This is a genomic window from Ilumatobacter nonamiensis YM16-303 (genome assembly GCF_000350145.1).
GTDB lineage: Bacteria > Actinomycetota > Acidimicrobiia > Acidimicrobiales > Ilumatobacteraceae > Ilumatobacter_A > Ilumatobacter_A nonamiensis.
The window spans coordinates 1-10,147 of sequence record NZ_BAOL01000145.1 but is presented as its reverse complement, the minus strand read 5'-3'; the positions used below and the strand labels follow the sequence as shown (position 1 = coordinate 10,147).

Below are 10,147 nucleotides of genomic sequence, written 5' to 3'. Positions count from 1 at the left end.
CGCTTCGGGGGATCGGCCGTTTCCGGTGAGCGAAACCCCACCGGGGCGTGGGTTGGCTCACCGGTGGGACGGATCGACGGAGCGGCGGGCGCGTCGTACCGCTCGGCCGACCAGACCCTCGGGACGCTCGCCTCGCGCCACGTGGGTGAGGAGGCGCTCGAGTTCCAGTTCCAAGCGGTCGGCCTGTCCGCGGCCGGTCCGCGCGAGGCCGTACCCGCCCACCAGCAGCGGGAGCGCGATCACCGGCGCGAGCACCGCGAATCCCGAGGTCACGGCGAGCGTGCCGGCGCCGGCTCCGGCCACACCGACGGCCCCACCACCGGCGAGTCGAAGCGTCCGGGCCTCACCGCGGTCGGCCCGGATGCGCACGATCGTGCGGGGACGGTGCGGAGTCGAACCGACCACCTGCGGAACGGCCTCGGCCTGCAGCGCGGCGACCCGGCCCACATTGTGGTAGCCGCGGACCCCCGACACCGTGCGACCGGCCTTGGCCGAGGCATCCGTCCGTCGGCGAGCGTGCAACGACGATTCCGATCGGCGATCGCACACGAGCCAGTGCACCGACGTGAGCCACGCCTCGATCCCGTCCAGCGCATCTCCGACCCGCAGCGGGACCTCGCGCTCGACCAGGACGGAGGCCGAACCGGCGAGTCGGTCGAGTCGGCGCGCCTCGCCGGCTTCGACGCTCAACCGCTCGATCGCGAGCGAATCGCGCACCGCGTTCGGGTCGATCCCGACCTCGGTCGCCGCCTCGATCAGTGCCTCCGGCTCGATCCCGGATCCGGCATCGGTCGCGCCGGCATGTGTCTCGATGTCCTGTGCCCGCGCGAGGATGCGGCTCACGTCGTCGCGATCCAACCGGTCGGCCACATCCGCAGGATATGGGCCACGGCCCGCCCCAACGCACGCCGGGTTGATCGAACCGACCGGATATGTTGGCTCGCCATGACCGACGACCGCGCGGTGCCCGAACCGTCTCCCGTCACCCGTGCGATCACGGCAGGACGCGCCGCGAGTGGCCGGTCGCTCGCGCCGGCGCTGTGGGCATCGTCGGTCTGGGAGTCGGAGTCGCTCGACGACGCCCACCGGCGCGCCACGGCGATCCGCCACGGCGATTTCTACAGCCGCTACTGCAACCCGACGGTGCGTTCGTTCGAGGAGGCGATGTCCGAGCTCGAAGGCGCCGAGGAGTCGCTGGCCTTCGCGTCCGGGATGGGCGCCGTCGCCTCGACCGTCCTGGCGCTCTGCTCGTCGGGGAGTCACATCGTCGCCCAACGTCAGCTGTACGCCGGGACGATCGCCTTCCTCCAGGGACCGTGTGCCCGCCTCGGGATCGAGACCACGTTCGTCGACGTGACCACACCCGGCGCGTTCGCCGACGCCGTGCAGCCCGGGCGCACGATGGTCGTGCTCGCGGAGACGCCGTCGAACCCTCGACTCGAGCTGGCCGACCTCGACGAACTCGGTGCGATCAAGGGCCCGCTCACGGTCGTCGATTCGACCTTCGCCACGCCACTCGGTCAACGGCCGCTGGACCACGGGGTCGACATCGCGCTGCACTCGGCCACCAAGGGCATCGCCGGCCACAACGACGCCACGCTCGGCGTGATCTCGGGCGACGCCGACCTGCTCGCGGAGATCTGGGCGTACGCCGTGCTGCACGGCGCCACGCCGTCGCCGTTCGACGCGCTGAACGCATTACGGGGCGTGCGTACGCTGGGGGTTCGCACCCGCCAGCAGAACGAATCCGCACGCTCGCTCGCGGTCATGCTCGCCGACCACCCAGCCGTTGCGGCCACGCACTATCCCGGGTTGAGCGAGCACCCACAGTTTGCGATCGCACAGCGGCAGCTCCTCCAGTACGGCACGGTGCTCGCGTTCGATCTGGGCTCCCGACACGCCGTCGACTGCTTCCTCTCACGGGTGGAACTGTGTCGGGTCGCGACGTCACTCGGCGGGCCCGAGACGCTGGTGTGCCACCCGGCCACCACGACCCACGCCAGCCTCACGCCCGACGAACAAGCGACCACCGGCGTCACCGAAGGGCTGATCCGCATGTCGGTCGGCCTCGAGGAGACCGTCGACATCCTCGCCGACGTGGAACACGCGCTCGCCCACTGACCCGAACCGCGATCGTCAGCTGTTGGCAGCAGGAACGCGCTGGTCACGCAGCGCCGACCGTCGGACCTTGCCGGCGTCGTCGCGCAGCGGTTCGTCGACGTATTCGAACGAGCGCGGCAGTTTGTAGACGGCGATGCGTTCCGCGAGATGGTCGAGAAGGTCACGGTCGGAGACCTCGGCCGGGTCGGCCTGGACGATCGCGTGGACGTCATTGCCACGTTCCTCGTGCGGCAGCCCGATCACGGCACAGGAGTGGACCGCCTCGTGCTCGTTCAGGGCGGCCTCGACCTCGGCCGGGTAGATGTTCGCTCCCCCGCTGAGGATCATGTCCGCCACGCGGTCGCCGAGGTAGAGGTATCCGTCCTCGTCGAACCACCCGATGTCACCAAGCGACTCCCACCCTCCGTCGAGTTTCTTGGGTTCCGCTCCGAGATATTCATACGTCGGCGTCCCGCGGGTGGAGCGCATCCACACCTCACCCTGCTCGCCCACCGGAAGATCGTTGCCGTCCTCGTCGCAGATCTTCATCTCACCGCTCGACACGCGGCCGACCGAGCCACGGTGGTCGAGCCACTCGGTCCCGGTGATGATCGTGGCCGCCTGAGCCTCGGTTCCGGCGTACAACTCGAAGATGCACTCGGCCCCCAACCAGTCGATGTAGGCCTGCTTCAGCCAGGCGGGACACGGCTCGGCCAGGTGCCAGAGGACGCGCAGCGACGACAGGTCGTAACCGAATCGGACTTCGTCGTCGAGGCGCAGGATCCGCTTCATCATCGTCGGCACCATGTAGGTCACGTCGCAGCCGTGTCGCTCGATCTCGGCCAGCGTCTGCTCGGCATCGAAGCGGGGAAGCAGCACGACGTGGCTCCCGGAGAGCAGGGCCTGGCACGCCCAGACCCCGGGACCGTTGTGGTACAGCGGGCCGGGCATCACGAGACATCCGTTCTCGGCGAGACCGAACCGCGGTGCCGGGTCGGTGTCCCAGAGCGCCGGGTCACCCGAGACGATCAGCTTCGGCCGCCCGGTCGAACCACCGGAGGTCGGGGCCTTCCACGCCGGAGACGTGGCGTCGGGCAACGGCTCGTCGGAGAACTCGGGACCGGTGACGTGCCCGATCGGAAGGTGATGGGTGTCGTCCGGGATCAGCGCCACGGCGGAGTCCGGCGCGCCGATCACGACCTTCGATCGCGCGAGGTCGACGATCGCCGCGAGTTCACGAGCCGGGAGCTTCGCGGACACCGGTTGCGGCACCGCTCCGATGTTCCAACACGCGACGTACGCAACGAACCAGTCGACCGAGTTCGGAAGGGCCACGGTCACGAAGTCACCGAGTTCGACACCGAGCGATTGCAGCTCCCGCGCCATGCGCCGGGAGGCCGAACGGAGCTCGGCCCGGGTGACCGTCGATGCTCCACAGGTGACGGCGGGCTCGTCGGGTCGTGCGTCGGCGAGCGCATTCAGCTGGGCCGGGAACGAGACGATCATTTCGCGATCTCGATGTCGCTCGGACCGATCGCACCGCCGAAACGGAGTCTGATCGTGTGCTCGGAAGCTTCCTGGTCGGAGTGGAGATCGGTCACGGAGCCAGATTGTCAGAGTCGGTGCAGTGGTGTTCGCACTCGACCTGCAGGGTGACGTGTTCGATTCCGAGCCGTGCGTCGATCGAACCGGCCAGATCGTCGATGATCTCCTGCGACCGATGCACCGAAGTCGCTCCGTGGACGACCACGTGCGCCGACGCAGTCCGTCGGCCACCGCCGAGCGAGCGGATGTGGACATGATGCGCGACATCGACGTCGGGGTGATCGACCAGCATCGACTCGAGTTGCGCGGTCGAGACGTCGACCGGAGCGCGGTCGAGCAGGATCGCGGTCGCCGACCGGATCAGGCGGGCGGTCGACCACAGCACCGCGGCCGACACGAGCAGGGATGCAACCGGGTCGATCCAGGTCAGGTCGGTCGTGACCAGCAACAGTCCGGCGATGACGACCACCACCGAGCCGGCGAGGTCGGTCAGCAGGTGCAGCCGTGCGGCGCGCATCGACACCGCTTCGTCGCCGTGCCCATGTCCGACGAGGAGGACGCCCGCGCCGTTCACGATGATCGCGACCACACCGATGGCGATCACCCCGGCGCCGTCGACCGGCTGAGGCTCGATCAACCGCCGGATCGACTCGACCGTGATCCATGCCACCGAACCCAGGAGCAGCAGTGCGGACACGAACCCGCCGAGCGCGTCGGCCTTGCCGAACCCGTACGACCAGTCGCGCGATGCCGGCCGTCGCGCGATGCGCACGGCGACGAACGCCGTGATCAACCCGAGTGCGTCGACCGCCTGGTGCGCTGCGTCGGCGAGCACGACCACCGACCCGATCGCCAGGCCGACCACGATCTGCACGACGCCGAACAGCGTGTTCACCCCGGCCGCGAGCCCCAACCGCGCGCCATCGTGGCGGTGGTCGTGGGCCGAATGATTCTCAGTCATTGAGAATTACCATAGCGGCCGGATACGCTCGGTGCATGTCCGAACCCGACCTGCAATTCCGCGACGAGGCCACGTCGTCTCGATTCGAGCTTCACGTCAACGGCGAACGGGTAAGCCTCGCCGACTACCGGATCGACCGCGACGTCGTCACGATTCCCCACGTCGAAACCGCCCCTGCGCATCGCGGCAACGGCTACGCCGAGCAGCTGATGGACGGCGTCGTCGAGTCGCTCCGCGCCAACGGCCAGACGCTCCGACCGTTGTGCCCGTTCGCTGCCGACTACATCCATGCGCATCCGGAGACACACGACCTGGTGGCACGCTGATGTGCCGGAACATCACCACACTGCGCGGCCTCGAACCCGCGGCGACCGACGAGGAGATCGAGGCGGGCGCTCGTCAGTACGTGCGCAAGATCACCGGCGTCCAGAAGACGTCAGCGGCGACCGAGGAGGCGTTCGAGCGTGCCGTGCGCGAGATCACCGAGATCTCGACGCGCGTGCTGGGTGAACTGCCACCCCGCAAACAACCGCCGAAGACCGAACCCCCGCTCCGCCGCCTCGCCCGCAGGTAGACGTTCGTGGGTGCCGAACACCGACGAACACTCTCGGGTCAGCTGTAGAAGGGGTTTTCCCCCGTCGAGTGATCGGTGAGGTCGCGGACCTTCTCGATCTCGTCGATCGCATCCGAGAGCATCGTCTGAACACCTTCGAGCATGGTCATCTTGCTCATCGAGCAACCGTGGCAACCGCCGCCCATCGTCATGTAGGCGGTGCCCTCACCGTCGTGGCCGACGTAGGTGACGAAGCCCCCGTGCGCGGCGAGCGCCGGGTTGACCTCACCGGCGACGAGCGCTTCGACTTCTGCGGACAGCGCGTCGTCGCTCGTCAGACCTTCGACGTTCGGCGCCTCCGGCTTGTTCGGATTGCGGATCACGAGACCTTGCGTGGACGTGTAGTCGAGCGTGGCACCGGTGAGCAGTTCGACGTCCTTGCCGGGGATGATCACCTTCAGGCCGTCGTGCGTGCGGACCTCGTCCTCGAAGTCGGCCTTGAGGAATTCCTCGAACGACAGGTCGTACCGGAACTCTTCGCCCGGGTTCGACACGATCGCGAGGCGCAGGCCGAGCTGGTCGCCGTCGGCCTCGTCGTCTCGCATCTCGAGCAAGTTCTCGATCGCCTCCGGCGTGATCGTGATGATCGGTTCGCTCGTCGATGCGCTGTCGGACTCGCTCGCCATGGCTTCGAGGGGACTCATGACGAAAAGGCTACCGTCGCCTCCATGCGCAGCCGAGGGAGGCGATCGTGAACGCTCTGATCGAATTGGATGAACGGCTCGATCGGGTGCGACGCGACGCGGACCGGATCGCGATCTGTCTCGAGACCGGCGACCTGACCGCACCGGTCGATGCGTGCCCGGGGTGGGATCTCCGCAAGCTCGGCGGGCACGTCGGCTTCATCCACCGCTGGGCGACACTGGCGATCGAAGCCGCCGCGGTTCCCGATGCCGGCCTGATCGAGGAGCCGTCCTCCGAGGCCGACGCGGACGAGCTCGGCGCCTGGATGCGCCAGGGAGCCGAGGCCCTGACATCGATCCTGGAGGCCACCCCTCCGGATGAGCCGACGTGGCATCCGTTCCCGTTCGAGCAGCGAGCCTGGGTGTGGTCGCGTCGTCAGATGGTCGAGACGGCAATCCACCGATGGGATGCCGAGGTGGCCGCGACCGGTGCGTCCGACCTCGACGGGCGACTCGCCGCGACCGCGATCGCGGAGTACTTCGAGCTCGGTCTGCCGCGGGTGCTCCAGCGCTACGAGGGCGAACTGCCGAGCACCAGCCTGCACGTCCACTGCACCGACGACGATCTGCCGGACGGATCCGGGGAGTGGATCGTGTGGACGGAGAACGGCGAGTACCGACTCGCGGCGGAGCACCGCAAGGGCGACGCGGCACTCCGAGCACCCGCCGCCGACCTGCTGCTCGTACTCATGGGGCGCGCCGACCGTTCGGCGCTCAACATCGTCGGCGACCCCGCCGCAGCCACCGCCTGGCTCGACCTCCCCGATTGGTAGGCGTCACGCGACGGGTCCGACCCGTCACGGAGCGCCTGGCTACAGTCGATGCATGACCGAGGGAAGTCGCAAAGCCGTCCTGGCGGCGATGCTCGCGAACGGCGGAATCGCCATCGCGAAATTCGTCGGATTCCTGCTCACGGCTTCTGCCAGCCTGCTCGCCGAAGCCGTGCACTCGGTGGCCGACACCGGCAACCAGGGCCTGCTGCTGCTCGGCAGCGCACGCGCCAAGAAGGAAGCGACTCCACAGCACCCGTTCGGGTACGGACGCGAGCGCTACTTCTGGGCGTTCGCCGTGTCGCTCGTGTTGTTCTCACTCGGCGGCATGTTCGCGCTCTACGAAGGAATCGAGAAGTTCCGCCATCCGCACGAGATCGAAAGCCTGTCGATCGCGATCGGCATCCTGGTGTTCGCCATCCTGCTCGAGTCGTACTCGCTGCGGACGGCCGTCAAGGAAGCCCGGCACGTCAAGCCCGAGACCGTCAGTTGGTGGACGTTCATCCGCACCACCAAACAGCCCGAACTCCCGGTCGTGCTGCTCGAGGACATCGGCGCCGAGACCGGCCTGTTCCTGGCTCTCGGCGGCGTGCTGATGGCCAACTTCACCGACGACCCGCGCTGGGACGCCGTCGGGTCGATCTCGATCGGGATCCTGCTGATCATCATCGCGATCGTCCTGATCATCGAGATGAAGGGTCTGCTGATCGGTGAGGCCGCCGGCGACAAGGACCGCTCCGCGATCATCGGTGCGATCGAGACCAGCGCGAGTGTCGAGCGCCTGATCCACATCCGCACCCAGCACATCGGACCCGACGAAGTGCTCGTCGGCGCCAAGATCGAGTACGACTCGGCGCTCAGTGCCGACCAACTCGTCGCCGCGATCAACCGCACCGAGAACGCGATCCGCGCCGCCGCCCCGACGGCGACCGTGATCTATCTCGAACCGGATCTGCTGGTGGCCGATCATCCGGACGACCGCCCGCAATCGGCCGGTGCCGCCGACGAGGTCGACACCGGCCAGATCTCCGGCGACGAGCTGCATTGAGCGATTCGAACTCACGCGTCGGGTTGATCGCGATGACCGCGGCGGTCGTCGCGTTCTCGCTGTCGACCCCGATCGTGAAGTGGGCCGCCGTCACCGGGGTGGTGCTCGCGTTCTGGAGGATGTGGATGTCGGTCGCGACGTGGTGGGGCTACCTGCTCGTGGCCAAGCGACCGCTCCCCGACCGGCGCACGTGGACGTTGGTCGCCCCTGCCGGACTGTTCTTCGGGTTGAACATCTCGTTGCTGTTCACTGCGGTGACGAAGACGAGCATCGCCCACGCCGAATTCATCGCGACGATGACCCCGCTCCTCGTCGTCCCGCTCGGGGCGGTCGTGTTCGACGAACGGCCGAATTGGTCGGCGCTGCGGTTCGGGCTGATCTCGCTCGTCGGCGTGACGTTCGTGCTGTTCTTCGGAACGTCCGGAGGAACGGCGACCCTCGCTGGTGACCTGATCATGTTGCTCGTCCTGTGCTCGTGGACGAGCTACCTCCTGTTCACGAAACGAGCCCGCGCCGCGGGCGTCGACACCGTGTCGTTCATGGCCTGCATGATGCCGCTCGGGTTGATCACGACGATTCCGATGGCGGTGCTGATCGCCGGCGACGAGATCTTCGCGATGAGCGCGCGGGGTTGGCTGGTCGCGGCCGGACTCGCGGTGCTCACGGGAATGGTCGCCCACGGGTGCGTCGCGTTCGCGCAGCAGCACCTGCCGATCGCCACGATCACGATCATGCAGACCGCTCAGCCGGCGCTCGCCGTGTTCTTCGCGTTCCTGATCCTCGGTGAAGCGGTGCAACCGTTGCAGGTGGTGGGGATGGTGCTCGTGTTGATCGGAATCACGGCGTTCACCCGCGCCAGTCAGCGACGGACGCCTCCGCAACCGCCGCCCCCGCCGACGGTCACGAACGCGCTCGGCACCCGATCCTGAGTTCCTGCGTCGCCGGTCTGACACACTGGCGGCGAGATGAAGATCATCATCCGTTCCGCGAGCGAGGCCGACGCCGATCGGATCACCGACATCTTCAATCAGGCGATCCCCGCGGGCGACGCGGAGTGGACCGAAACGCTCCACACGGTCGAGGAACGACGGGAGTGGATGCGCAGTCGGTTCGACTCCGGTCGCCCCGTGCTCGTGGCGGTTGCCGAGGGGACCGACGGTGTCGATGACGTGATCGGGGTCGCCAGCTACGGCGACTTCCGGGAGAGCACGTGCCGCGAGGGTTTCCGATTCGTGTGCGAACACTCGGTCTACGTGGACGACCGCGCCCGGGGGTCCGGAGCAGCGACCCTGCTCATGGACGAGCTCGAATCGGCCGCTCGGGCGAACGGGTTGAAGCGGATGGTGGCGACGATCGACGCGCTCAACGAACGATCGATCGCCTTCCACCGTCGGCGCGGGTTCGTCGAGGTGGGACGGATGCCCGACATCGGATTCACGTTCGACACCTGGCGCACGATGGTGCTGTTGCAGCTCGATCTCGCCCAATCGAACTCCGGATGAACATGACCGGCTGCTGACGCGATCGCCGAATCGTCCTGCGAGGATGGTCTCCATGCGCATCCTGGTGACCAACGACGACGGCATCGACTCGGAGGGCCTGCACGTCCTCGTCCGCTCGATGTGCACGCTCGACGGGGACCACGAGGTCATCGTCGCTGCCCCGGACCGCGAGTTCTCCGGTGCCGGCGCCGCGCTCGGCGCGCTGCACCTGCTCCAACCCGAGATCCATCGATCGTCGATCCCGGAGTGCGACGTCGAGACCTGGACCGTCAACGGTCCGCCCGCATTGTGCGTGATGTTCGCCCGCCTCGGCGCGTTCGGCGAGCAGCCGTTCGACCTGATCGTCTCGGGCATCAACCCCGGCGCGAACGTGGGCCGCGCGGTGTACCACTCGGGAACCGTCGGCGCGACGCTCACCGGCCGCAACGGTCACGTATCGGGCGTCGCGGTGAGCCAGGCGGTCGCGGCCATGGGCGTCGAAGGTCAGGCGTGGGACGAGATGATCGCCGGCATCCACTGGGAGACGGCCGCCGAGGTGGCTCGATCCGTCGTGCAGGCGCTCGTCGACGACATGCCGACCGATACGGTGGTGGTCAACCTCAACGTCCCCGACCTCCCGCTCGACGAGGTACGCGGGTGGAAGCACGGCCGGGTCGGCGTCCAGCCGCCGCGGTCGGTGTCGTCGGTCGAACTCACGCCGATCGAAGGTCATCGTGACGCCTACAAGGTGGCGATGAGCTGGGGCGACAAGCTCGACCTCGACCCGGAGACCGACGGCGGTCTCGTCGAGGACGGCTACGTGTCGCTCAGCTACCTCACCCGCCTCGAACACGAGGACCGGCCCGACGCCGTCCACGCCGGCAAGGCCATCGAAGCCCTCCTGTCCTGATCCGCGTGCCATCCGGTGTCTGACACCGGATGGCAC

The 10,147-nt window shown here is 68.0% G+C and carries 12 protein-coding genes; 8 read left to right on the top strand and 4 right to left on the bottom strand.

The features are described from left to right. Positions 1 to 57: 57 nt before the first annotated feature. A complete protein-coding gene (locus ON45_RS13440) occupies positions 58 to 870 on the bottom strand; it encodes a hypothetical protein (RefSeq protein ID WP_040494503.1) in 813 nt (270 codons plus the stop codon). A gap of 75 nt (positions 871 to 945) precedes the next feature. Here ON45_RS13440 and ON45_RS13435 point away from each other — a divergent pair, with 75 nt between their 5' ends. Continuing rightward, positions 946 to 2,121 carry a trans-sulfuration enzyme family protein gene (locus tag ON45_RS13435; protein WP_051063040.1) on the top strand — a complete coding sequence of 392 codons (1,176 nt, stop codon included), beginning with the start codon at positions 946 to 948 and terminating at the stop codon, positions 2,119 to 2,121. Positions 2,122 to 2,136: 15 nt separating this feature from the next. On the opposite strand, the gene ON45_RS13430 is transcribed toward ON45_RS13435, so the two are convergent. Together ON45_RS13430 and ON45_RS13425 are read right to left on the bottom strand one after the other, a co-directional pair. Then, positions 2,137 to 3,606 (bottom strand): AMP-binding protein, encoded by a 1,470-nt coding sequence (locus tag ON45_RS13430; RefSeq protein WP_040494502.1) that lies wholly within the window; start codon positions 3,604 to 3,606, stop codon positions 2,137 to 2,139. Between the two features lie 91 nt (positions 3,607 to 3,697). After that, positions 3,698 to 4,606 (bottom strand): cation diffusion facilitator family transporter, encoded by a 909-nt coding sequence (locus tag ON45_RS13425; RefSeq protein WP_040494501.1) that lies wholly within the window; start codon positions 4,604 to 4,606, stop codon positions 3,698 to 3,700. A 35-nt stretch (positions 4,607 to 4,641) separates the two neighbouring features. On the opposite strand from ON45_RS13425, the gene ON45_RS13420 reads away from it, so the two are divergent. Then, positions 4,642 to 4,932, top strand: coding sequence for a GNAT family N-acetyltransferase (locus tag ON45_RS13420; protein WP_040494500.1), 291 nt, complete (start codon positions 4,642 to 4,644; stop codon positions 4,930 to 4,932). Continuing rightward, positions 4,932 to 5,180 (top strand): DUF2277 domain-containing protein, encoded by a 249-nt coding sequence (locus ON45_RS13415; RefSeq protein ID WP_040494499.1) that lies wholly within the window; start codon positions 4,932 to 4,934, stop codon positions 5,178 to 5,180. The genes ON45_RS13420 and ON45_RS13415 overlap by 1 nt, the downstream gene beginning before the upstream one ends. A 38-nt stretch (positions 5,181 to 5,218) precedes the next feature. Here ON45_RS13415 and ON45_RS21555 read toward each other — a convergent pair whose 3' ends face one another. After that, positions 5,219 to 5,863 carry a NifU family protein gene (locus ON45_RS21555; protein WP_051063039.1) on the bottom strand — a complete coding sequence of 215 codons (645 nt, stop codon included), beginning with the start codon at positions 5,861 to 5,863 and terminating at the stop codon, positions 5,219 to 5,221. A gap of 47 nt (positions 5,864 to 5,910) precedes the next feature. Between ON45_RS21555 and ON45_RS13405 the strand changes: the two genes are divergently transcribed. From ON45_RS13405 to surE, 5 genes are read left to right on the top strand one after another with little or no spacing between them, the layout of a single operon-like run. Continuing rightward, the gene (locus ON45_RS13405; RefSeq protein WP_040494498.1) at positions 5,911 to 6,675 is read left to right on the top strand and encodes a maleylpyruvate isomerase family mycothiol-dependent enzyme; all 765 of its coding nucleotides are present in this window, start codon (positions 5,911 to 5,913) and stop codon (positions 6,673 to 6,675) included. Positions 6,676 to 6,727: 52 nt separating this feature from the next. Further along, positions 6,728 to 7,720, top strand: coding sequence for a cation diffusion facilitator family transporter (locus ON45_RS13400; RefSeq protein WP_083914964.1), 993 nt, complete (start codon positions 6,728 to 6,730; stop codon positions 7,718 to 7,720). After that, positions 7,717 to 8,649: a DMT family transporter gene (locus tag ON45_RS13395; RefSeq protein WP_040494497.1), complete on the top strand. Its 933-nt coding sequence runs from the start codon at positions 7,717 to 7,719 to the stop codon at positions 8,647 to 8,649. The genes ON45_RS13400 and ON45_RS13395 overlap by 4 nt, the downstream gene beginning before the upstream one ends. 36 nt (positions 8,650 to 8,685) lie before the next feature. Then, the gene (locus tag ON45_RS13390) at positions 8,686 to 9,222 is read left to right on the top strand and encodes a GNAT family N-acetyltransferase (RefSeq protein ID WP_051063038.1); all 537 of its coding nucleotides are present in this window, start codon (positions 8,686 to 8,688) and stop codon (positions 9,220 to 9,222) included. 52 nt (positions 9,223 to 9,274) lie between these two features. Beyond that, entirely contained in the window at positions 9,275 to 10,111 is an 837-nt protein-coding gene (gene surE, locus ON45_RS13385) for a 5'/3'-nucleotidase SurE (RefSeq protein ID WP_051063037.1), read from the top strand. Positions 10,112 to 10,147: the final 36 nt, after the last annotated feature.